Annotated in this window: 23 protein-coding genes; 19 read left to right on the plus strand and 4 right to left on the minus strand. The window is 53.3% G+C overall.

Annotation, left to right across the window (positions count from 1 at the left end; all coding sequences use genetic code 11):
* Positions 1–91 precede the first annotated feature (91 nt).
* The 7 genes from AC50Y3_RS28015 to AC50Y3_RS28045 all read left to right on the plus strand — a co-directional run bounded on the left by AC50Y3_RS28015 (position 92) and on the right by AC50Y3_RS28045 (position 8,293).
* Positions 92–1,315, plus strand: a complete 1,224-nt coding sequence (locus AC50Y3_RS28015) for an acyl-CoA dehydrogenase family protein (protein ID WP_494821995.1) — start codon at positions 92–94, stop codon at positions 1,313–1,315.
* Positions 1,308–2,504: an acetyl-CoA C-acetyltransferase gene (locus AC50Y3_RS28020; RefSeq protein ID WP_494822019.1), complete on the plus strand. Its 1,197-nt coding sequence runs from the start codon at positions 1,308–1,310 to the stop codon at positions 2,502–2,504. The genes AC50Y3_RS28015 and AC50Y3_RS28020 overlap by 8 nt, the downstream gene beginning before the upstream one ends.
* Before the next feature lie 94 nt (positions 2,505–2,598).
* Complete coding sequence (locus AC50Y3_RS28025; protein ID WP_494821996.1) at positions 2,599–3,459, plus strand: 3-hydroxybutyryl-CoA dehydrogenase; 861 nt, start codon at positions 2,599–2,601, stop codon at positions 3,457–3,459.
* Positions 3,460–3,467: 8 nt separating this feature from the next.
* Positions 3,468–4,604 carry an acyl-CoA dehydrogenase family protein gene (locus AC50Y3_RS28030; RefSeq protein WP_494821997.1) on the plus strand — a complete coding sequence of 379 codons (1,137 nt, stop codon included), beginning with the start codon at positions 3,468–3,470 and terminating at the stop codon, positions 4,602–4,604.
* A 49-nt stretch (positions 4,605–4,653) separates the two neighbouring features.
* Complete coding sequence (gene prpB / locus AC50Y3_RS28035) at positions 4,654–5,556, plus strand: methylisocitrate lyase (RefSeq protein ID WP_494821998.1); 903 nt, start codon at positions 4,654–4,656, stop codon at positions 5,554–5,556.
* 3 nt (positions 5,557–5,559) lie between these two features.
* Entirely contained in the window at positions 5,560–6,825 is a 1,266-nt protein-coding gene (locus AC50Y3_RS28040; protein WP_494821999.1) for a citrate/2-methylcitrate synthase, read from the plus strand.
* A 25-nt stretch (positions 6,826–6,850) separates the two neighbouring features.
* On the plus strand, positions 6,851–8,293 hold the full coding sequence (locus tag AC50Y3_RS28045) for a bifunctional 2-methylcitrate dehydratase/aconitate hydratase (RefSeq protein ID WP_494822000.1): 1,443 nt from the start codon (positions 6,851–6,853) through the stop codon (positions 8,291–8,293).
* Between the two features lie 241 nt (positions 8,294–8,534).
* Here AC50Y3_RS28045 and AC50Y3_RS28050 read toward each other — a convergent pair whose 3' ends face one another.
* Positions 8,535–10,352 carry an APC family permease gene (locus AC50Y3_RS28050; RefSeq protein ID WP_494822001.1) on the minus strand — a complete coding sequence of 606 codons (1,818 nt, stop codon included), beginning with the start codon at positions 10,350–10,352 and terminating at the stop codon, positions 8,535–8,537.
* Positions 10,353–10,578: 226 nt separating this feature from the next.
* Here AC50Y3_RS28050 and hisJ point away from each other — a divergent pair, with 226 nt between their 5' ends.
* The 5 genes from hisJ (at position 10,579) to AC50Y3_RS28075 (ending at position 14,575) form a co-directional block, all read left to right on the plus strand.
* The gene (gene hisJ / locus AC50Y3_RS28055; RefSeq protein ID WP_494822002.1) at positions 10,579–11,409 is read left to right on the plus strand and encodes a histidinol-phosphatase HisJ; all 831 of its coding nucleotides are present in this window, start codon (positions 10,579–10,581) and stop codon (positions 11,407–11,409) included.
* A gap of 111 nt (positions 11,410–11,520) precedes the next feature.
* Positions 11,521–12,261 carry an MgtC/SapB family protein gene (locus AC50Y3_RS28060; RefSeq protein WP_494822003.1) on the plus strand — a complete coding sequence of 247 codons (741 nt, stop codon included), beginning with the start codon at positions 11,521–11,523 and terminating at the stop codon, positions 12,259–12,261.
* An 18-nt stretch (positions 12,262–12,279) separates the two neighbouring features.
* Positions 12,280–13,218: a metallophosphoesterase family protein gene (locus AC50Y3_RS28065; protein WP_494822004.1), complete on the plus strand. Its 939-nt coding sequence runs from the start codon at positions 12,280–12,282 to the stop codon at positions 13,216–13,218.
* A gap of 446 nt (positions 13,219–13,664) precedes the next feature.
* Positions 13,665–14,222 carry an SLOG family protein gene (locus tag AC50Y3_RS28070; RefSeq protein ID WP_494822005.1) on the plus strand — a complete coding sequence of 186 codons (558 nt, stop codon included), beginning with the start codon at positions 13,665–13,667 and terminating at the stop codon, positions 14,220–14,222.
* Between the two features lie 14 nt (positions 14,223–14,236).
* A complete protein-coding gene (locus AC50Y3_RS28075; protein ID WP_494822006.1) occupies positions 14,237–14,575 on the plus strand; it encodes a DUF1904 family protein in 339 nt (112 codons plus the stop codon).
* A gap of 48 nt (positions 14,576–14,623) precedes the next feature.
* Here the strand turns inward: AC50Y3_RS28075 and AC50Y3_RS28080 are convergent, their stop codons facing one another.
* On the minus strand, positions 14,624–15,388 hold the full coding sequence (locus tag AC50Y3_RS28080) for a helix-turn-helix transcriptional regulator (RefSeq protein ID WP_494822007.1): 765 nt from the start codon (positions 15,386–15,388) through the stop codon (positions 14,624–14,626).
* 175 nt (positions 15,389–15,563) lie between these two features.
* Between AC50Y3_RS28080 and AC50Y3_RS28085 the strand changes: the two genes are divergently transcribed.
* Entirely contained in the window at positions 15,564–16,481 is a 918-nt protein-coding gene (locus AC50Y3_RS28085; RefSeq protein ID WP_494822008.1) for a nucleoside hydrolase, read from the plus strand.
* 76 nt (positions 16,482–16,557) lie between these two features.
* Here the strand turns inward: AC50Y3_RS28085 and AC50Y3_RS28090 are convergent, their stop codons facing one another.
* Entirely contained in the window at positions 16,558–17,538 is a 981-nt protein-coding gene (locus AC50Y3_RS28090; RefSeq protein WP_494822009.1) for a M15 family metallopeptidase, read from the minus strand.
* A 246-nt stretch (positions 17,539–17,784) separates the two neighbouring features.
* Here AC50Y3_RS28090 and AC50Y3_RS28095 point away from each other — a divergent pair, with 246 nt between their 5' ends.
* The 5 genes from AC50Y3_RS28095 to AC50Y3_RS28115 all read left to right on the plus strand — a co-directional run bounded on the left by AC50Y3_RS28095 (position 17,785) and on the right by AC50Y3_RS28115 (position 20,969).
* Positions 17,785–19,413: a glycoside hydrolase family 26 protein gene (locus tag AC50Y3_RS28095; protein WP_494822010.1), complete on the plus strand. Its 1,629-nt coding sequence runs from the start codon at positions 17,785–17,787 to the stop codon at positions 19,411–19,413.
* Between the two features lie 144 nt (positions 19,414–19,557).
* Positions 19,558–19,734, plus strand: a complete 177-nt coding sequence (locus AC50Y3_RS28100; protein ID WP_494822011.1) for a hypothetical protein — start codon at positions 19,558–19,560, stop codon at positions 19,732–19,734.
* 108 nt (positions 19,735–19,842) lie between these two features.
* A complete protein-coding gene (locus AC50Y3_RS28105) occupies positions 19,843–20,061 on the plus strand; it encodes a hypothetical protein (RefSeq protein ID WP_494822012.1) in 219 nt (72 codons plus the stop codon).
* 89 nt (positions 20,062–20,150) lie between these two features.
* The gene (locus AC50Y3_RS28110; protein WP_494822013.1) at positions 20,151–20,615 is read left to right on the plus strand and encodes an MEKHLA domain-containing protein; all 465 of its coding nucleotides are present in this window, start codon (positions 20,151–20,153) and stop codon (positions 20,613–20,615) included.
* A gap of 18 nt (positions 20,616–20,633) precedes the next feature.
* Complete coding sequence (locus AC50Y3_RS28115) at positions 20,634–20,969, plus strand: MmcQ/YjbR family DNA-binding protein (RefSeq protein ID WP_494822014.1); 336 nt, start codon at positions 20,634–20,636, stop codon at positions 20,967–20,969.
* A gap of 38 nt (positions 20,970–21,007) precedes the next feature.
* On the opposite strand, the gene AC50Y3_RS28120 is transcribed toward AC50Y3_RS28115, so the two are convergent.
* Positions 21,008–21,793 (minus strand): lipase family protein, encoded by a 786-nt coding sequence (locus AC50Y3_RS28120; protein ID WP_494822015.1) that lies wholly within the window; start codon positions 21,791–21,793, stop codon positions 21,008–21,010.
* 172 nt (positions 21,794–21,965) lie between these two features.
* Between AC50Y3_RS28120 and AC50Y3_RS28125 the strand changes: the two genes are divergently transcribed.
* Positions 21,966–23,138 (plus strand): PP2C family protein-serine/threonine phosphatase, encoded by a 1,173-nt coding sequence (locus AC50Y3_RS28125; RefSeq protein ID WP_494822020.1) that lies wholly within the window; start codon positions 21,966–21,968, stop codon positions 23,136–23,138.
* Positions 23,139–23,390: the final 252 nt, after the last annotated feature.

Genomic DNA, 23,390 nt, shown 5'->3' on the forward strand with positions numbered 1-23,390 from the left:
ATCATGAATCGGCTCCAGCGAAAATACGATGTAATAAGCGCCAAATAGCAGGCAACGCTTCTGTCTGATTCAAGAAGGGGGAGCGTATGAGGTGAAATTCTCTCTGACGGAAGAACAATTGATGATTCGCGAGATGGCGGCACGGTTTGCGGAGCATGAGGTGGCACGGGAAGCAGGCGGACTGGATGAGGCCGAATTATTCGACAGGCGTTCGTTTGACGCGATGGCGCAGCTTGGTTTTACGGCATTGCCTTGGCCCGAGGAGGACGGGGGCGCAGGCGGGGGATTTCTCGGTTTTGTGCTGGTGCTGGAGGAGCTGTCCAGAGTAAGCGCGTCGCTCGGTGCGGCGCTGTGGGCTCATGTTTTTCTGTCGGCGTGGCCCTTGCATCGGTTCGGGAGCATGGAGCTGAAGCGTCATTATTTAAGAAGACTTATAGATGGGATCTGTATTGGCACAGGCGTGCTTCCCGGTGCGGTTGATCCGAGCACAACACTGCGAATCGGCGTCTCGGCGCAGCTGCAGTCGCAGTCGCAGTCGCAGGGTGATGGCGTGGAAGAGGAGTGTTATGTCCTAAACGGTCAGCAAAAATATATCCTTGGCGGCACGACAGCGGATTTCTTCATCATTTATGCGGTGACCGGAGAGAGTGCGGGAGGACGACGCAAGCGCTACAGCGCTTTTATCATCGAGAAAGACAGTCCCGGCCTCGCGATCCAGCCGGTTACGAAGAAGCTGGGTCTTCGCTCAGCGGGCATGGCACATTTGAAGTTTCAGGATTGCCGCGTGCCGAAGAGGCAGCGGATCGGCCGTGAGGGACAGGGAAGCGCGATTGCAGGCCGAACGGCGGCAGGCGTGCGTTATGGTCTTGCCGCAGTTGCCGCGGGTATTACTCAAGGCGCTGCAGAAGCTGCGCTTGGTTATGCCAAGGCGCGTTCGCAGTTCGGCAAGCCGATCGCGAAACATCAGGCCGTTGCCTGGATGCTGGCGGATATGCGGACCGCCGCCGATGCCTCGAAGCTTCTTGTGTATCAGGCCGCTTGGCAAGAGGATCAGGGGCTTGCGGACGACGGAGAAGGCTGGAACGCCGCGCTGGCGCTCAGTTTTGCCGCGGATGCTGCGATGACGTCGACTATACATGCCGTTCAGGTCTATGGCGGTTATGGCTATATGAAGGAATATCCGGTGGAGCGTTTTATGCGAGATGCGAAGGCGGTTCAAATTTTCAAAGGGCTGGATCTCAGTCCGAAATTGCCGCAGCCCAAAGGAAGAGGTAGTGGCGGAAGCGGAAAAGGAAGGGGGCGACGTCATGGCTGAGCTCGTCATTATAGGGAGCGCTCGTACGGCCTTCGGCAAGTTCGGCGGAGCGCTGAAGGGGATGAGGGCCGCTCAGCTTGGCGGTCTTGCCATTGAAGGAGCACTGCAACGGGGCGGTATCTCGCCTGCCTCGGTAGATGAGGTCATTATGGGCATGGCCGTTCAAGCGGGAGCGGGCCAGAATCCGGCAAGGCAAGCAGCCATGTTGGCGGGACTTAGCCATACTGTGCCGGCCGAGACCATTAATAAAGTGTGCGCGTCGGGTATGCGGGCGCTGACGATGGCCTCGCAAATTATTGCTGCAGGTGATGCAGAGCTGATCGTCGCCGGTGGCATGGAGAGTATGAGCCAGGTGCCGTATGCACTTACGGAGGCGCGTTTGGGGATGCGTCTTGGCGATGGCCGGGCAGCCGATCTATTGCTTCGCGATGGGTTACGCTGCGCTTTCGCTGATATGCACATGGGTGACTATGCCGATAACATTGCGGCTGAGTATGGCATCAGCCGTTTGGAACAGGATGAATGGGCACTGCGCAGCCATGAGCGTGCCGTTCAGAGCAGCCTGCAAGGTTACTTTCATTCGGAGATTGTCCCCGTTCCGCTGCCGGGTGCAGTGCCGACGAAGAGCCATGTGTTCGCTATAGATAAGGATGAAGCACCTCGCGGAGATACAAGCGCAGAGAAGCTGGCTGCGCTGATGCCGGTATTCGCTGCCGGCAATAGCGGCACGATTACGGCGGGCAACGCTCCGGGGCTCAATGACGGTGCGGCGGCGCTCGTTGTAGCCTCGAAGAGCAAGGCGCTGCAGGAAGGCTACGCCCCGAAGGCTGCGCTGCTCGGTCATGCCGCGGTTAGCGTGGAGCCGCGCAATTATCCGATCGCGCCGGCTTTTGCCGTGCAGAAGCTGCTGCAGCAGCAGGGGCATGCGATGGACGCGATTGACCGCTTCGAGATCAACGAAGCATTCGCGGTTGTTGTCTTGGCTTGCGGGAAGCTGGCCGGCTGGGATGCCGACAAGGTCAACGTGCATGGAGGTGCGATTGCGCTCGGCCATCCTGTCGGAGCAAGCGGAGCGCGGATTGTCATGACGCTGATTAACGGACTGAAGCGGCGCGGCGGCGGGTTAGGGATTGCCGCGATTTGCAGCGGCGGCGGTCAGGGCGATGCCGTGCTGGTTCGGGTGGATTAGTGCAGAGAGCAGAGTGCTGAATGCAGAGCATGATGGACCAAGGGTGAGAAACAAGGGAAGAAATACAATGGCTTAGGGAAGGCGGTAGTCATTCATGGCAGATATCCACCATGTGTCGGTCGTCGGAGCAGGCCAGATGGGTAGCGGCATCGCGCTTGTTGCCGCGCAGGCAGGCTGCCAAGTGCTGCTGCATGATGCGGAAGCGGGACGCATCAGCAAAGCGTTGGCGCAAATCGGCGTGCAGCTCACCGGCAGCGTTGCGAAAGGCAGAATCACAGAAGAGTCGGCCTTGCAGACGCTTGGACGCATAACCGCAGCGGACGACTTGGAGGCAGCCTCCGGCGCTGATCTTGTCATCGAAGCAGTAACCGAGAGCATGCCGGTGAAGAAGGCGCTGCTCGCTAAGCTCGATGGTATTTGCCGGCAAGGAGCGATTCTCGCTAGCAATACTTCATCGCTGTCGCTCACGGAATTGGCAGCGGTGACCGGGCGGCCGGAGCAGGTGATCGGGATGCATTTTATGAACCCGGTACCGGTCATGAAGCTGGTTGAAATCATTCGTGGCTTGCGTACGTCGGATGATGTCTATGCCACCGTGGCAAAGCTGGCGGAGCGGATGGGGAAGACAGCGCTCGAGGTGCGGGACTTCCCCGGATTCGTGTCCAACCGCATACTGATGCCAATGATCAACGAAGCCGTGTACACGGTTTATGAAGGCGTGGCTTCGATCGAAGCTGTCGACGGCGTGATGAAGCTTGGCATGAATCATCCGATGGGGCCGCTAGCCTTGGCCGATCTGATTGGGCTCGACACCTGCCTCGCGATAATGGAAACGCTGCACGAAGGCTTTGGCGATTCCAAATATAGACCTTGTCCACTGCTTCGCAATTATGTCGCCGCTGGTTGGCTGGGGCGCAAGAGCGGTCGAGGCTTCTACGTGTACGAAGGGGGCTGACCGCTGTTATGCTGCTGCATTTTACGGATGAACAAGAACGGTTGCGCGCGCGAGTGCGGGGTTTTGCCATGCAGGAGGTAGCCAAAGTCATCCCTGAAATGGAGGAGCATGACCGTTTCCCGGCGCAGCTCGTGAGAGAGATGGGGGCAAGGGGCTTGCTGGGACTGCCAGTGCCGGAGAAATGGGGCGGAAGCGGGCTTGAACTAACCTCCTATATTCTCACGATCGAAGAAATAGCCCGGGTGAGTGCGGCGGTCGGCGTTATTTTGTCGGTGCATACGTCGGTTGGGACGCTGCCCATTCTGTATCATGGCACTTCCGAGCAGAAAATGCGATGTCTGCCTAAGCTCGCCTCAGGGGAGTGGTTAGGCGCTTTCGCATTAACGGAGCCGCATGCTGGCTCGGATGCTTCGACGATTCGGACGGCAGCGGTTCGCCATGAGGATCACTATGTACTGAACGGTACGAAGGTGTTCATTACGAATGCGGGTGAGGCAGATCAGTACGTGCTGTTCGCCTCCGTGCATAATGGGCAAAGCGGCAGTGTAGGCGGGATTACTGCGTTTCTGGTGGAGAAGGATACGCCGGGCTTCCGTGTGGGTAAAAAGGAGAAAAAAATGGGGCTGCACGGATCGAACACCTGCGAGTTGATTCTAGAGGATGCGATCGTGCCGGCAGGTCGGCGCCTTGGCGAGGAAGGGCAAGGCTTCGCCATTGCCAAATCGGCGCTGAACGGCGGGCGAATTGGCATAGGCGCGCAGGCGCTCGGAATTGCGCGAGCGGCGCTTGCTGTGAGCGAGCAGCAGCTGCGTGCGCTGCCGCTTCGGGTACGGAGCAGAGCTGCTGCGGAGTATCGGGAGCTTGCGGCCCAGGTGGAGGCGGCTGCGCTGCTCGTGTATCGCGCGGCGGATATGCATCAGCGCAGCGTGCGCTGCACGAAGGAAGCGTCCATGGCCAAAATGTTCGCCAGCGATACGGCGATGCATGTGACGACGAAGACGCTGCAGTGGTGCGGCGGCAGCGGCCTTGCGGATGAGCTGCATGCGGAGCGGCTGTTCCGCGATGCGAAAGTGACGCAAATTTACGAGGGTACGAACGAAATTCATCGGTTGGTGATTTCCGGCGAGCTGCTGCGGGGCAGTTAACCTGTTGGCGGCTTCCGCCATGTTGCGTTGCGGAAGGAGAGGAAGGCTAATGGTATCGATGAATCGCAGTTCGCCGGGGCTTCGGCTTCGAGAGACGCTGCAGCAGGAGAAGCCGCTTCAGGTGGCTGGTGTAATAAATGCCTATGCCGCTTTGCTCGCTGAATCGGCGGGTTTTCGTGCGCTGTATGTGTCTGGCGCAGGAGTGGCAAACGCTTCGTTCGGATTGCCGGATCTCGGCATTACGACGCAGGGCGATGTGCTGGAGGATGTGCGGCGAATCTGCAGTGCCGTTGATTTACCGCTGCTTGTAGACGCCGATACCGGCTTCGGTTCGGCGTTTAACATTGCTCGCACTGTGCGTGAGATGATCCGCGCCGGTGCCGCGGGCATTCATATCGAGGATCAGGTGGCCGCGAAGCGATGCGGGCATCGGCCGAACAAAGCCATCGTCAGCACAGCGGAGATGGCGGATCGCATTCGAAGCGCGGCAGATGCGAAATTTGACGCGGATTTTGTACTAATGGCACGTACGGATGCGCTCGCTTCGGAAGGGATGGAAGGCGCTGTCGCAAGGGCGCAGGCGTATGTGGAGGCCGGTGCGGATATGATTTTTCTGGAGGCGGCCGGCAGTTTGGAGGAGTACCGTGCGTTCACGGATGTAGTGAAGGTGCCGGTTCTGGCGAATGTGACGGAATTCGGACGCACGCCGCTCTTCACGGTGGATGAACTGGCAGCTGCCGGGGTAGCGCTGGTGCTGTATCCGCTGTCAGCCTTCCGTGCGATGAATGCCGCAGCGCTGAAGGTGTATCAGACGATTCGCGTGCAAGGGTCTCAAGCCGCCGTGCTTGACGAAATGCAGACGCGCGAGGAGCTTTACCGATATCTCGGCTACTACGATTATGAGCGCAAGCTGGATGCGCTGTTCGCCGCACGGAATTCGGAGGAGGAATGAGAGATGACCGTGAAGAAGCCCGGAGGCTTGGCCGGCATTGAAGCCGGTGAAACGGCAATCAGTACGGTAGGCAAAAATGGACTCGGACTCACCTACCGCGGATATTCCATCGAAGATTTGGCAGAGCACGGCAGCTTCGAAGAGACGGCTTATCTGCTCATTCGCGGTAAGCTGCCGAATGTGGATGAGCTTGCGGCTTATCGGCGCAAGCTGGCTGAGGCGAGCCGTTTACCGGAGACGCTGCAGCGAATCTTGGAGCTGCTGCCGGCAGATGCCCATCCGATGGAGGTGCTGCAGGTGGGCTGCACTGCGCTCGGGACGATGGAGCCGGAGTCGGCATCGCTTGGCGCAGCTGATATTGCGGATCGGCTCATTGCTCTGACCGGTCCGATGCTGCTGCATTGGTATCATTTTCACAGGCGGGCTGCTCCCGCGGAGCAGAAGGATGATCCGGTGCAGACAGAGCTTTCACAGATGCAGAGCACAGACTCGGATCCTCCGCAGGTGTTGAAGGCAGACACGGAGGATTCTGTGCTTACACCTAGCCCTGCACCTGCCTCATCTTCGCCAGCAGAAGAGCCGTTCGACCTAGACCATTACACGGTTGCGGGTCATTTTCTCTATTTGCTTCACGGCAAACATGCGGAGCATCTCGCTATTCGCGTATTCGATGTTTCGCTAATTCTGTATGCCGAGCATGAGTTTAACGCATCGACTTTTGCCGCCCGGGTAACAGCTTCTACGCTATCGAACTATTACTCTTGCATTGCGACTGGCATCGGCACACTGCGTGGCAATCTGCACGGCGGGGCGAATGAGGCTGTCATGGAGCTGATCACCCAGTTCGATAGTGCAGAGGAAGCGGAAGCAGCAACGCGTGCGAGGCTGGCGGCGAAGCAGCTCATCATGGGGTTTGGCCACCGAGTGTACACGGTTTCCGATCCGCGCTCGGACATTATCAAGAAATGGTCAGAGACACTCTCATTGTGGGCAGAGGACAGCCATCTCTATGCGATATCGGAAGCGGTCGAGAACGTGATGCAGCAGGAAAAAAGCTTATTCCCCAACCTCGACTTCTACAGCGCGACCGCCTATCATTTCATGGGCATCCCTACGCCGATGTTTACGCCGATCTTCGTCATTTCCCGTATAACGGGCTGGACGGCGCACATTATGGAGCAGCGGCAAAATAACCGTATTATCCGGCCGACCGCCGCTTATGTCGGACCTGATCCGCTGCCTTGGCTGGCTGTTCATGAACGCTATTAAGCGATGAGGGGGAGGGGCTGCCGCCATGGGATATGGTCAGGATAATATTCGGCCCGAGCCGGACCAAGTGCTTGCCGATATGGCTTCGTATGTAACGGACTACCAGATAGACAGCGAGCTGGCCTATGAGACTGCTCGTTATTGTTTGATGGATACGCTGGGCTGCGGCATGCTGGCATTAAACTACCCGGCTTGCACGAAGCTGCTCGGCCCGGTTGTGCCGGGTGCAGAAATGGTTGGTGGCGTACGTGTGCCGGGGACTTCGTTTCGGCTAGATCCGGTGACGGCCGCTTTTAACATTGGCTGTATGATTCGGTGGCTGGATTACAATGATACCTGGCTCGCCGCGGAGTGGGGCCATCCGTCCGATAATCTTGGGGCTATTCTGGCTGCCGCGGATTATGCAAGCAAAGTAAGGCAGGCTGCCGGACAGCCTCCGCTCGTCATGCGCGATGTGCTGACTGCAATGATCAAGGCACATGAGCTGCAAGGCGTGATGGCGCTTGAAAATAGCTTCAACCGAGTAGGACTCGACCATGTCGTACTTGTGAAAGTGGCGTCCACCGCAGTAGCAACCGGCCTGCTCGGCGGTACGAAGGAGGACATCACGCAGGCTTTGTCCCATGCGTGGATTGACGGGCAGGCGCTTCGCACCTACCGGCATGCGCCAAACACCGGATCGCGCAAATCCTGGGCTGCCGGGGATGCAACGAGCCGTGCTTTGCGGCTGTCGCTCATGGTGCTGCGAGGGGAAATGGGCTATCCATCCGCGCTGTCGGCGAAGGGGTGGGGCTTTTATGATGTGCTTTTCAAAGGCAGACCGTTCTCGCTCTCGCGTCCATACGGCTCCTATGTCATGGAACATGTGCTGTTTAAAATTTCTTTTCCGGCCGAATTCCACGCACAAACTGCGGTGGAAAGCGCCATTGCACTGCATCCCCTCGTTGCTGAGAGATTCGACGAAATCGACCGTATAACCATTACCACACACGAGTCCGCCATCCGCATCATTGATAAGAAAGGCCCTCTGCACAACCCCGCTGACCGCGACCATTGCTTGCAGTATATGACGGCGATCGGCCTGCTCCACGGTGCGCTGACTGCTGATCATTATGAGGATGAGGCGGCGGCAGATCCGCGGGTTGACCGTTTGCGCAGCTTGATGGAGGTGAAGGAGCGGCCGGACTTCACGGTGGACTATCTGGACCCGGACAAACGCTCCATCGCAAACAGCGTGCAGGTGTTCTTTACAGACGGAAGCGCGACGGATGAGGTGCTGACGGAGTATCCGATTGGCCACAGGCGAAGGAGGGACGAAGGCATCCCACTCTTGAAAAAGAAATTCGAATCCAATCTGCTGACGCGATTCTCTCCGGGACAAACAACGCAAATTATGGCGGTGTGCGATGACCCGCAGCTGCTTGAGCCGATGAGCGTGAGCGCGTTTCTGGAACTGTTCGCGCCTTGAATGGAACCGACTCGCTTCCATAGGAGTCGGTTTTTTGTTGGCTTGATCTCATCTGCTGAAGTAGCTCGCCACCGCATCTACCACACCTTGAGAGTCGGAAAACTCGTCTCTCACCTTCAGAAAGCCCCTCCCACTACCACAACCGCCCTCTGAGAGTCGCAAAACGCGACTCTCAGCATTAAAATCACTACAAAAACAAAGCCGAGAGTTCCAAAATCGAACTCTCGGCCACAAACTTCAACTAACGGTGCAACCGGTAAGGCACAGTCGCGATAACGACGTCTTTCTGCGTAAATAGATAAGCGCGAAGCAGCAAGCTGGACTGGTTGTGAAGGATGTTATGCCACCAGTGCTTCGTAATGAACTGCGGAATCAATACGGTGATGTGATCCGTCTCCTGCGTCTTCCACTCCACCGTCTCGATGAAGCGGACGAGAGGGCGGATAATGCTGCGGTAACTCGATCGCAAGACGATCAGCCGCACGCCGGGATTCCACTCTTCCCATTTCTTCTCGAGCCGCTCGATTTCTTCCTCATCGAACCCGACATAGACCGCAACCACGTTATCAGTCAGCGATTTCGCATAGCTGATGGACTGCAGAACGACCTTCGTAATCCCGGCGACCGGAACTACAATGGTGCTGCCTTTAATCGCAGGCTTCTCTTTATCAATGTTGATGCGAAGCTCATCTGCGGTGTTCATATAGTGGCGGTTGATCTTGTAGAACCCGATAATAACGATCGGCAAGAAGATGAAGACCATCCAGATCTGACTAAACTTCGTGAAAATAAAGATTAACGTAATGATGAGCGTGGTCAGCATCCCGATCGTATTGACGGTAAGACCGACACCCCAGTTCGCCGGTTTAAGCTTGATCCAGCGGACCATCATGCCAAGCTGTGAGAGCGTGAACGGGATAAATACCCCCACCGCATAGAGTGGAATGAGATTCTCCGTGTCCCCGTGGAACAGAACAACTAAGAGTGCAGAGAACACGCCTAGAAAAATAATCCCGTTCGAGAAGCCGAGCCGATCTCCCCGCACCATGAACGCATGCGGCATATACTTATCTTTTGCCAGCATGAACGCAAGCAGTGGAAAAGCAGAGTAGGCCGTGTTGGCAGCCAAGAACAAAATTAGAGCGGTAATTCCTTGGATCGCATAATAGAGAATGCCTCGTCCGAACGTCGCGTTAGCGATTTGGGAAACGACGGTTTCCGTTGCGCTAGGCACGATACCGTACCAATAAGCGAGTAAGCTGATACCGATGAACATCGCACCGAGAATCGTACCCATCATGATGAGTGTTGTTGCGGCATTGCGTTCCGCCGGTTTCTTGAAGTTCGGGATCGCATTGGATACGGCCTCGACGCCGGTGAGCGCCGAACAACCGGAGCTGAATGCCTTAAGTAACATGAACAAGCTGATGTTGGACACCGCCGCACCGATCTCCGGTACATCGGCATGGACACCGCCTGCGATGACTTTGACAACCCCTGCAATAATCAAGACGAATATCGCCCCGACGAACAGATAGACGGGATAAGCCAGTACGGAAGCGGATTCCCCGATTCCCCGTAAATTCATGACGGTCAGAAAAACGATCATGATTAAAGCGACCAGTACCCGATGATCATGCAGCGAAGGAAAAGCGGACGTGATCGCATCGGTTCCGGCCGAGGAGCTAACGGCTACGGTCAGTATGTAGTCGACGAGCAGCGATCCTCCTGCAAGCAGCCCTGTGGAAACACCCAAGTTATCTTTGGCTACGATGTAGGCGCCGCCGCCTTTGGGATAGGCGTAGATCGTTTGACGATACGAAATAATGAGTATTAGTAATAGACCGAGCACGGCAATGGATATCGGAATGGAGTACCATACTGCGGCAAAGCCGGCAGCCATGAGTACGAGCAAGATCTGCTCCGTTCCGTACGCGACCGACGACAAGGCGTCGGAGGACAGTACGGCGAGTGCTTTTAACTTACTGAGCTTCTCGCCTTCGAGCTCTGCGCTTTTCATCGGCCGTCCGATAAGAAGTCGTTTAAATCGGCTGATCATACATGTTCCTCTCTTCTTTGCTTGGGGTGATGAAATTTACAAGGATTTCTATTTTAGATTAACCTAAATGAACAGAATTCATTATAACAGAAATGCCGCTTGTTGGAAGAAGCAGTTTTTGCGTGCAGCTGCCACTTATTGAAGGCTTTCATCAAGATGATATACTGGGAAGGTACATATTGCCATCAGAGCTTGAATAAACGGGTAGAGGAGTTGGACAAGCAGCATGTCAAACGTAATGAAATGGGATGGACATACGCATACAAAGTTTTGCTATCATGGCAGCGACGCACCGTCGGAACAATATGTGGACCGTGCCATTGAGCTTGGTTTTACGCGATATACCATTAGCGAGCACCCGCCGCTTCCTGCAGGTTGGGTACAGGATGCAAAGCTGATGTACGAGCTTGCCATGCCTAACGAAGAGCTTCCTCTCTATATGGCATACGCGAAATCAATCAAACAGCAGTATGAAGGGAAAATCGAAATTGCCGTCGGCCTGGAGCTGGATTATTTGCAAGGCGCATTGCCATTCACGGAAGCGATCGTAGAGCAATATGAGCAGCAGCTGGAGGATGTCGTTTATTCCGTTCACTACTTGCCGGGTAAAGACGGTATGTACTGCATTGATTTTACGGCTGATGATTTCTCGGCCAACCTATTAAGTTACTACGGGACGATGGAGAAGGTTGTAGACGAATATTATAACCATGTGGAAGCCGCCATTGCCTTCGCGAGTAAACTTCCGATGCGTAAACGGATCGGCCATATTAATTTGATCGAGAAATTCGCGCTTAAGCTCCCGCCGATCGATGAAGCGCAAATTCGGAGTCGGTTGACTGCCATTCTACCGTTGCTGCAACAAGGAAATGTCGGAATCGACGTCAATACGGCGGGGCTGCGTGTTCCGAGCTGCGGTAAGCCATACGTGCCGGAGTGGTTTATCCAAGAGTGCATGACGAAAGGAATTGAACTGGTCTATGGCTCGGACTCCCATCGTCCTGAACATGTCGGTTCCGGCTGGGATTGGTTTGAATCGCAATTTGCACGCAGCTAGCTTCTCTGGGCTTATGTCAAGAATATATATTTTTTCGGCCTATCAGTAGGCATTCGCTGTTGCCTTGCGTATAGATAAGCAAAGGACCATTAAAAAGAAGGATTGACGCATATGGGAGAAACAGCGGCACAAGTGTACGACCCCAGCATTTGGCAAATCAGTTATTTGGAGCTGACGATTCGTTTGGTGCTGGCGCTTATTCTGGGTGGTTTAATCGGAGTGGAACGCGAGCTGGGCGGACATTCGGCAGGATTTAGGACACATATTCTCGTTTGTTTGGGATCGGCAGCAATTGTTTTGTTATCCATGTATGGTTTTGCTGAGTTTGCGGCGGATCCGAACGTCCGGCTCGATCCGGCACGGTTAGCGGCGCAGGTAATAAGCGGGATTGGTTTTCTTGGTGCAGGGACGATTTTGCGAACAGGGATTACGGTTTCAGGACTTACGACGGCCGCCTCGCTTTGGGTGGTTGCAGCGATAGGACTTACGGTAGGTGCAGGATTCTATTACGGTTCAGCCGTACTCACACTGCTAGTTGTGGTCAGCTTGTTTTTCCTGAATAAGTTCGAGAAGAAATTCTCGCGAACCAAGCGTAAGCAGGATCTGGTCATGAAAATAAATAAAGATTCCGCAAGCCTGAACAAGGTTGTAACTGAGCTTCATCACTTCGGTATTCAAATCAGCAAAATAATCGTCGAAAACGAGGAAGCCGCGCAAGGTGATTCCGGCGATATGCTGATTGTCCGCATGCAGCTGAAGCTTAATTATAAGAAGCGGTTCGAGGAAGTCATCGTTTCGCTTGCTTCAATTGAAGGCGTTATCGGGATTGAGGCCGGGGGAGAATCGCTTTAACGATGGGGGATGGATCAGATGGGGAAAGAACTGCATTACCGCGAGGACGGCACATTTACCATAGTGCAATTTACGGACCTTCACTGGCAAAACGGGGAGCCGGGTGACATCCTGACTCGATTGCTGATGGAGCGGGTGCTCGAGAATACTTCTCCAGACTTGGTCATCTTTACAGGCGATTTGATTTACAGCGATGATTGCGTCGATCCGAAGCAATCCTTTCGCGAGGCGGTACGTGAGGTCGATACCCGGGGCATCCCATGGGCAGCAGTGTTTGGCAATCATGACGCCGAGCACGAGGTAACAAGAGAAGAGCTGATGGACGTTCAGCTGGAGCATGAGCATTGCGTGAGTCAGTCAGGTCCGGAGGAGCTTACGGGTACGGGGAATTATGTGCTGCTGATAAGAGAACCCGGCAGCGGCAAACCGCATCATGCCCTTTACTTACTCGACAGCGGCAGCTATTCCGAGTATCCGAATCTTGAAGGATATGCCTGGATTGGTCGTGACCAGATCGATTGGTATACGGAGCAGTCCGCAGCACTCACGGAAGCAAACGACGGTGAGCCGCTGCCTTCACTCGCTTTCTTCCATATTCCATTGCCCGAATACGATGAAGTATGGCGAAAAGAGCTGTGCTACGGCAGCAAACATGAAAATGTCGCTTGTCCGCCGGTCAATTCCGGGCTGTTCACGGCGATGGTGGAGATGGGCGACATCGTTGGCACCTTCTGCGGACATGATCATGTGAATGATTACTGGGGCGAAATGTACGGCATCAGACTCTGTTATGGCCGGGCCAGCGGCTATCAGACCTATGGCAGGGAAGGCTACCCTCGCGGTGCACGCATCATTCGGCTGTACAAGGGAGCGCGGGAGTTTACAACCGAGGTTCTGCTGGATGACGGGGCCGTCATTCGAGAGCCGAAGGCGCATTACCCGAAAGGGATGGAGTAGATGTACAAAGCTGTCTCGAACGTGCTTTGGTGCACGATTGAGGCAGTTTTTTGTTGCTTGCTCATGTTTACCCCATTCAGCCCGGCGAGCTTAAGTTGCCGTGGCTTAAGTTCTAACGAACCGTGGAAGCCTTATTTGCCCGAAAATACCATCTTCTATATTCTAACGAACCATGGGGGCCTTAATTATGGAAAATGGAGTGAATTGGGGCCAATTCACACTAAATAAGACCTGTGGAGTTCGTTAGAATTTCAAACACGTTCATTTTGATGAAATAAGGCCTGTAGGGTTCGTTAGAGTGAATCCCTCGCCTAGTGGTCACTTGTGGCAGACTTGTTATGGATTGAACGAGGCTTCGAAATTGTCGAATAGTTCACGACAGTTGGTGAAATTTCGCCACTCGTATGCTACCCTTATCTGGACGAGTAAACAAGGAGCAAACCGCGATGAAGCAGGTACTGATTTCAGGCTATAGAGCAACAGAGCTGGGCATTTTCTCGGCCAAGCATCCCGGCATCGCCATTATCAAGAAAGCGCTCAAGAAGCAGATCACGGCTCTTGTAGAGGATGGACTGGAATGGGTAATCGTAAGCGGCGGCTGGGGCGTGGAGCTATGGGCGGCGGAAGTGACGATCGAGTTGAAGGCCAGCTACGAGAGCTTGCGGCTCGCGATTATTACTCCTTTTCTTGAGCAGGAAGAGAATTGGAACGAGCAGAAGAAAACGACATACAGCGAGATTCTGGCCGGCGCGGATTATGTGAGCGCGATCTCCAAGCAGAAATATGATGGGCCGTGGCAGTTCAAAGCGAGAGATCGCTTCCTGCTCGACAATTCGGAAGGACTCATTCTCATCTATGATGAGGAACAAGATGGCTCACCGCGTTATTTGCTGGAGCTGGCTAAGCAGCATGCCGAGATTACGCCGGACTATCGGATCATTACAGTATCCGGCTACGATTTGCAAAGCATTGCGGAGGAAGAACAGCTGCATGAATATGAGTAAAGCGAGGAATAGCTATGCCCCAATTAAACGTACGTGGTGTTGAAACGTCTATTTTAGTGGAAGTGAGCAAGGCTTTAGTAGAAGAGATGGCGAGCATCTGCCAGTGTGGGACCGATAATTTTACGATAGACGGGCTGCAGCTGGTTTCGGTGTTCGGAGGCGAAACGGTGCCGACCTATCCTTTCGTGGAAATTGCTTGGTTCGACAGAGGACAAGCGATTCAAGATGAGCTTGCCCAAGCGGTAACCAAACATCTGAATGAGGCCGGCGTTGCTGAGGTTGAGGTCGCGTTCAAGGTGTATCAAGAGACCGCCTACTATATCAACGGCCGTCCCTGTGCGACGCCGGAATAGCGCAGCAACAATCAGCGGCCGGCTAGCTCAGCTGCCAGTCGACTGCTTCTAAGCCTTAGCGACTGCTCGACTTTGTCTGAAGGCGCGAGGCGACTCGCCCTTCTCTCGTTTGAACAGCGTACAGAATTGCGCATCATTCGAGAAGCCGCATTCCAGCGCAATAGAGGTGACAGGGAGCGTCGAATGCAGAAGCAGATGCTCGGCTTTCTGAATTCGCTTAAGCAGCAGATAGGAAATGGGCGATACACCGAATTTGCGCTTAAACAAATGCCGGAAGTGATGGTAGCTGTAACCGACCATTTCGGCCAATTCTTCGATCGTAATTTTCTGATTGCAGTTCTCGTCGATGAAGGTGCGTGCATACAGGAGATGATCAACGGATCCTCCCGATGTGCCGCCGGTATCCGTGGCACGCTGATGTGCGATGACGATGGAGCTGATGTAATAATTCAATTGATCCGCATAATACGCCCGCTGCTCCTGCATTTCCTCAATCATCTTCAATAAGAGCGGCAAGATCGGGGAAGAAGAATCATCCTGATAGAGCCCTTCCTTGAGCAGCAGTTCCCTCCGAGGCAGCCGAAAGCCGACAAAAATGACATCCGTGTCCTGCGTACGCCGTTCATCATGCAGCGTTCCTGCCGCAATGATCGTGTAAGTGCCGGGCGTGTACGTATAAACCGTATCGTTGAAGCGCGTAAGGCCTTTCCCCGTCTGGTAGTAGACCAGCTCATAGCAGGTATGCTCATGCATCGGCATATAGGAATGCGCGTGCCGCGTAGCTTGAAACAGAAAATCCATTTGTGCCAGCATCCTGCAAGCTCCCCTCCCGTTATCCTAGCCATATCATGCAAACAAACAGCCATATCCTATAATCATCGTACGCGGTATTCGTTGTAGAATAAGCGTAGTAAGCGAGAAAAATCCTGAATTCATAACCACATCATAAAAGGAATGCAGGATATATTCAAGGAGGATGACAAGGGACATGGTTGAATTTCCAAAATTGCCTCAGCAAAAGCTTCTGCAGCGTTTAGAACATCCACAGCGCAAGGTGCGAATGGTTTTGGATACGGATACCTATAACGAAATCGACGATCAATTCGCCGTCATCTATGCATTGAAATCGCCGGAGAGCGTAACGGTTGAAGCGTTCTATGCCGCACCATTCTTCAACGATCTGTCTGACGGTCCGAAGGACGGGATGGAGAAAAGCTACAACGAGCTTCTCAAGATTCGTTCGATCTTGCCGGAAATGACCGATATTCCGGTCTACCGCGGCTCGGAAGGCTACCTGGCGGAAGCCGGCGTTCCTCAAGAGAGCGCTGCTGCAAGAAATCTCGTGGAACGGGCAATGGCATCGAGCGAAGACGATCCTTTGTATGTTGTTGCGATCGGTGCGATTACGAATGTAGCTTCTGCCCTACTGATGGAGCCGCGCATTATTGAGAAAATCGTCGTTGTCTGGCTCGGCGGCCACGCGCTGCATTGGCATGATACGACGGAATTCAACCTAGCCCAAGATCTGCATGCCTCCCGCACGGTGCTTAACAGCGGCGTTCCGCTCATTCTGATTCCTTGTGCCGGCGTTGCCTCTCATCTGGCGACAACCTTGTCCGAGGTTGAGGATTATGTCCGCGACAAAGGGCCGATCGGGCAATACTTGTACGAAACCTATCGGGACTGCAGCCAGAATCACTTTGGCTATTCCCGCGTGATCTGGGACATCTCGACCATTGCATATCTGGTCGATCCGAGCTGGATTCCGAGCACTCTTGTCCATAGTCCGCTGTTATCTGAGGACTTCCGCTGGAGCGTCGATCATTCCCGCCATTTCATCCGGTGTGCGCACTATGCACATCGTGATTCCGTGTTTAAGGATTTGTTCCGGAAGCTTGGCGAATAGCGCAGCTCAACCTTTAACAAACGAAAAGCCCTCCCCGGCATCATGCCGGGAGGGCTTTTCGTTTGTTTAGATCCGGTTAGAACTGCGCCATGTAAGCTTCGAGCGTATCGCCCTTCTTCTTAATCTCTTGTGCGATGAATACGCCGACGTAGCGGATATGCCAAGGCTCATACATATAGCCGGTTTCTTGCTCTTTGCCAAGCTCGTAGCGAATGATGAAGCCATACTCGGCTGCGTGCTCCTTCAGCCATTTGCCTTCCTTCGTTTCGCCGAAGCTTTTATCAAGATCGTAGCCTGCACTCGCGCTGGATACATCCATCGCCAGTCCGGTTTGATGCTCGCTTTGCCCGGGATGCGCGCTGAACGTATTGGCCTCTTCCTCGCCGTTCTTCTTCGCATAGCTGTTGAAGATAGAACGCTGCGAAGCATACGAGCGATAGCCGGAAACGGCCTTGAGCATGATCTTATCTTTCTTCGCGCCTGCGAAGAGCTTCTCAAGCGCAGTTGCCGCGATTTGACGCAATTGCTGCTTCGGACTGTCGCCGGAGAAGGAGAATTCTACATTCGCTTTGACAAGATCCTTCGGTACATAAGTCGATTCGAGCTCACGCTTCTTGTTGACGAGGACTAGCGGGCTGTCCGTGTTTGTCACATAAGCGACGCCGTCCTTCTTCATCACGGTGCGGGACGGTGCATTCTCGTGCATAAACGCTTTAAAAGCAGATTGATTGCTGCCCGTTTGGGCGGTCGCGGGAGTGCTGTCATTTGTTTTTCCGGGATCGGCAGTACCTGTTCCTGTGGAGCCTGAAGGATCATTCTTCGTATCGGACTTACCGGCTCCTGAATTGCCTTTCGTACCGGTACTTGTCTTAACGGTGCCAGCCGCTGCATCATCTCCTGAAACGGAAGTGTTGCCGGTATTCAGTTCATTGTTGTCCGATGTGGCTGACGAATTGCTGCCAAATAAGTTGTTGGTGCATGAAGTTTGGGTCGTTAGAATAACGGCACTAAGCGCCGCGCCGAGTATGAGATAGGACATACGTTTGTTCGTTTTCAATTGCTGTTCCTCCTATGAATAAAGCGCAAACCATAATAAAGATAATTATAGACGCTAGAATATCATTTACAACTGGTCACTGCTGCCAAGCATGGCTTGCAGCCTATATCAGATTAAACGAATGCCTGTCGCAACTTGTTGCACAAGGGCGAGCGTTGTCACATTTTGTAAAACTTTGTCTTTTCAATCCATCCCAAATGCTGTAAAATATCGCTGTAACTTCTACTACTAGCACACGGAGGAATCATGGTGACTTACAAGAATTACGTTTCGTTTGGCCGCAAGATGATGGTGGCATTATTTACGATTATTGTTGCTTTCACGACATTCCATACCTTTGAGGTACAGGCGATGGATGTATGGGGGATATTCAAACAAGCGCAGAAGCTCGACCAGCAGGGCAAATACGCGGAAGCGATTGCAAAATATAACCAAATTGCGCCGGAGTTTCTGAAGAAGAAAGAGTATGGTAATGCAGCGGGCATGTACCGCCGCATCGGCGACGATTATGCGATATTGAAGAAATATGACGACGCCGTTATGAACTGGGATAAAGAAGCGGAGTATACCGGTAAGGCGAACATGACGCAGATGAGCATCGCTGCCAAACGCAAAGCCGATCAGCTTCGCAGCTCGGCAAGGCTGTTCGTGGAGACTACGGCTTCTGCACTAGGATCTGCGAATACGCATGGTGCGATTTTTGAACCGAAGAATGGCGCTTATATCGGTGCATACGCAGAACTCGATCCGGCCGTGCACAATTCGAAGACGGCAAAACCTTTCTACACGGAAGGGTTTCCCACGCTAACCGGCAAAGATCACGCTGCCTATTTGATTTATTTTACATATGGCAAACCGCTTTCGAGTATTCAGAGCCACATCGATCACGCTCGCGAGGCCGGAGTCGCTATTCAGCTTGGCGTACAGCCGCTTAAAGGGCTTAGCGAAGTACAAGATGATGAGTATCTGCACCAGCTGGCACGCGATATTGCGGCATCCGGCGTGAAGGTATTCCTGCGTTTCGCGAATGAAATGAATGGCGACTGGGTACCGTGGCATGAAGAGAACCCGAAGAATTACATCGATAAATTCCGTATTGTTGCGAAGGTCTTCCACGAGGAAGCTCCGGATAATGTTGCTATGGTTTGGGCGCCTGACCGCTCGCCGGAGTATAACATTAACGACTACTACCCGGGCGATGACGCGGTAGACTGGGTTGGCGTCAGTTTGTATACGATCTTTAACCCGACTCTTGATCCGCTGAAGCAAGGCGAAGATCGTTCGAGCCATTTGGAGAAATTCGATTATATCTACAAACAGTATGCGTCGCGCAAACCGGTTTATATTTCGGAAGGCGGCGTGGCCTACATGTATCCGGAGAAGAAACAAGATAAGACGGACTGGGCCGTTTACAAAATGAAAGAATTTTACGCCTCTCTTCCGATGCTGTATCCGAAAGTGAAAGCGGTGTTCTGGTTCGACAGCAACCACGATGCTTCCGCTAGGATAAAATATTATATGCTTTCGGCGAATCAGAAGCTTCTCGAAGGCTACAAGCAGTCCGTTTCCAATCCATTTTATTTGAGCAATCTTGGCGACGAGTCGCCGGTTGCTTACAAGCCGATTAACACGGCATCGCCGGTACCGGCATCGTCACAGAAGATTTCAGCTTATGTGAAAACATGGTCCCCAACGCTCAGCAAAGTGACTTATGAGATCGGCGGCAAGACGGTTGCGACGGTAACCTCGCTGCCTTGGACGGCACAGATTGATTTTGCGCCGTATAAAGGGAAGAAGATCGATGTGGTTGTTAAAGCATTCAACAGCAAGAATGTGCTCGTGACGACGCAGAAGGTTGCGATCGCCGTCAAGTAAGAAGCATAGTTCCGATAGGTGCAGCATTTGGAGTTCTTTTGATGGAGCTCTCCAGGTGCTGCGATATCGGAGCTTTTTTTACATTAAGGTGGGGCAGCGTTACAATAGAGAGAAGTGATGTGAATAGAGAGGGGGAAGCCGGCGATGAACGAGCCGATTTCTTCATTGCAAGAGCAGCTCATGCAGGCACAAGCCGAGATTGAGCAGCTGCGCGGGGACAAGCTTCGTCTGCAGCAGGAGGTTGCAAGACTTCGCGGAATGCTGCGTGCCGGAAGTGCGGACAACATGTCCACCAAGCTGAAGGATGCGCTGCGGGAGTGAAATCCGGAATATCATGGCAAACTTGTGAAAATTGATGCCTTGTATACTGGAAAGCAAGCGAAAAAAAAGCTACAATACAACTAGTACAAACAGACGAGGTGATCTGAAATGGAAGAAAACCAAACGACGCCGGAAGCGCAAACGCAAGAGCAAGAGCCGAAGAAAATTTCCCTTGCCGAAGCGATGAAGCAGAAGCTGGCCCAGAAGAAACAGGAACAGGCGAATGCGAACAATAAGCAGAAGCATGGTCCAGGCGGCAACCAACAAACGATGAAGAGCCAAAACCACAAAAAAGTAAACAATCAGCGCAAGAAAATGGGCGTATAGCAGCGTAATCGAAGAACTGAAGGTGAACCTCACCTTCAGTTTTTTTAAATTAGTTGGGGTTGAACATTAGGTTGGAGGGAGAACAAGTCATGCTGCAGCAACTGACCGGTATCGGCGCGGGGGAGCGCCATGCCGCCATTATTTTGAAGAGCTACAATCGGCTGCTGGGCAGGCCTTTAATTCCACAGGGAGAGCAAGAGTCGGCAGCGGAAGCCTTATTTCATGCGGATCTTGTGGTACTCTCACATGGCACGCAGCAGGACCCGGTGCTTAATTACGGCAACCGTGCGGCTTTGGCGTTATGGGAAATGGATTGGGATGCTTTTACACGGATCGAGTCGAAGCATACAGCGGAGCCGATGATTCAAGAGGAACGGCAGCGATTTCTGGAAGCCGTCGCCGGGCAAGGGTATATCGACGATTACAACGGTATTCGAATTTCCAGCAGCGGCCGACGTTTCCGAATTGAGCAGGCTGTCGTATGGAACTTGTACGATGAAGCCGGTGAGTACTATGGACAAGCGGCTGCATTTGCGAACTATACTTTTGTGTGAAGAGGGGAAGATTAGCGGATGGAAGAGTTAACAGCCTATTGCTTGTCCATGCCAGGCGCAGTGAAGGATTATCCGTTTGGGCCGGATCCGTTGGTGATGAAGGCAGGCGGAAAAATGTTCGCACTTCTCTCGGAAAGCGGCATATCCTTGAAATGCGATCCCATTATCGCGGAGAATCTGCGGCAGCAATATGATGCCATTACGCCTGGCTATCATTTGAATAAGAAGCACTGGAACTCCATTGCGCTCGATGGATCGATTCCGCAAGGCGAGCTGCAGGATATGATCAAGCACTCATACGAGCTCGTGCTTAAAGGGATGACGAAGGCGGAGCGCAGCCGCATTGCGGAGTGAGTTTCAACTATGTAACCGCCGGCAATTGCTCCGGTTTCTCATGTTAGAGGGCACATGCCTGGCGGATCTACACAAATCATGGCAGCAAAATCGGGCGCATCCTTTGCCAAATCGGCAAAATAGCTTTCGATGATATGGTTTCCGCTTACGGATCCATTGCGAAAGCTGCGTTTGACCGCTTCCTTGACGTGCATATAGTAATAGGTTTTCTTGCTTTTCGGTAATTGGTAAACAAGCGGCGGCAGATGAGGGACAATATCGAATTCATTTTGGATACGAAACGTAAGGGGCACGGCTTCATTGTAATTGCGGACGAATTCGGGATCGCCTGCCCGCGGTGCTCCGAACGTGTAAGTAATGAGGTTGGCTGGTTTACGATTGACGGCAATATCAAGCGAGGCATGAGTAGCTAATGCTCCACCAAGACTATGCCCGGTTACGAACAGCGGCTTTTCTTTCGGCACTTGATCTAGAAGGCGAAAGATTTGGGCGCGAGCTGACATATAGACATCGGTAAAGCCGCGATGCGTTTTGCAGCCCCGTTTGATCGGTTTGAACGGGATTTGTTGTGCAATCATGTCCGTAATCCAGTCAGTAGGCGAGCTCGTACCTCGGAAAGCGAGTATTGCTGCCCAGTCCGATTCTAGAATGAAGCCAAAGGGTTCTTCATTGTCCAAGTAGGACGCTGCCTTGAATGTCCCTACGAGACGATAGGACTTAGGCACAAGAAAGTTTCCATCATTTCTGTACATTCTATAGGTTTGCTCGCAAACCGCTGCCAAGAAGATGGCCGTTCGAATATCCATCGCACTGCCATTGTCCATTTCTGCACCACTCTCCTTGCTATCAGTGTATGAGGCTATGGGCCAATGTGCTTTAGGCAGCTGTCCTAGAAGTTCCAGATTCAAAGCATGATCTGCGAGGGTAACGAAGTACATAACGTCGTACCGGTGAAGGACAACGATAAGGAGATCAGAAATGCCTAGGAAATTGAAGATGCGAATTGCAGTGGTGGACGACAATCCGATGAATATTACGGTTGTCAGAGAGATTTTGAAGCGTGCGGGGTATACGAATGTTTTGCAGGCTGCCTCTGGCAGCGAATTGTTTAGTTTGCTTGGCTTAAACAGGCAAGGGCGTGAGCCGGAGGAAGCGCCGGGTGATGACGATCATGACATCGATTTGATTTTGCTCGATATGATGATGCCGGGCGTGGATGGCATTACGGCTTGTGCGATGATCCAAGAGTCGCCGCGCTTGAAGGATATTCCCATCATCATGGTAACGGCAATCGGCGACTCGAAGAAGCTGGCCGAGGCGCTGGATGCCGGGGCGATCGATTATGTGACGAAGCCCATCAACCGGATTGAGCTGCTTGCACGGATACGTGTTGCGCTGCGGCTGAAGGAGCAGAAGGATTGGCATAAGGAGCGGGATCGTCGGATGAGGGAGGAGCTGCAGCTGGCGCGCGAGGTTCAGCTTGCGGCGCTGCCGCAGCCGGTGGATGACGAGCGTATTGCCATCGATGCGATATTCCGCCCGTCTGAGGAGCTATCCGGTGATTTGTACGCATGGCATCGAATCGATGAGAATCGCTATGGCGTAGCTGTTGTCGATGCGATGGGGCATGGCATATCATCCTCGCTGGCGTGCATGTTTATCGCATCGGTTCTCAAGGAAGCGATGACGAAGCAGTCGGGGACCAAACGCGTTATCAAGGAGCTGAACCGGCGATCGCTGCAGCTGCAATTTGCGGATCAGTTGATTCAGTATTATTTTACGGGGCTGTATATGGTCATTGATCTAAGCACAGGTACGCTCGAATACGTGAATGCCGGGCATCCGCCGGGCATGCTCATTCGAAGCGATGGCAGCATTGAACGTTTCGCCCAAGGCGGCGTCGCCATCGGCATGTTCAGTGAGATGGCGATCGAGAAGCACACGCTTGCCATCGGACCCGGCGACCGTATCGTCTTGTTGACCGACGGCATCTACGACCTCGTCGGCAGCGACTACGTGGAAGACCGCGAGGCCAGCCTCACCGAGCTGCTGCAGCCCTACGGCACGCATGCTTCGCTGCAAGCGCTCGAAGAAGCGCTCTTCTCACGCGAGCAATCCGAGGAGCTGCAATCCGACGACCGCTGCTTGGTCGTGGTGGATTTGAAATAGCGAGTAGGGAGTCCCCGAGGTGTTGGGGGCTCTTTTTCATGCTCAATAACCAGACTAACTCTCTCCCCCGCTCGTCATTTCCATTGCCTTAAGCGGCATATCCGCTAATTGTATGGGAAATCACCCGAAAAAAGCATTATTAGCGGATATGCCGCTTACAATGCTCGATAATCCAACTAACTAGGCATTCTCGCATGATATCCATTGCCTTAAGCGGTATATCCGCTAACTGTATGGGAAATCACCCGAAAA

This window comes from Paenibacillus sp. J22R98, from assembly GCF_059383835.1.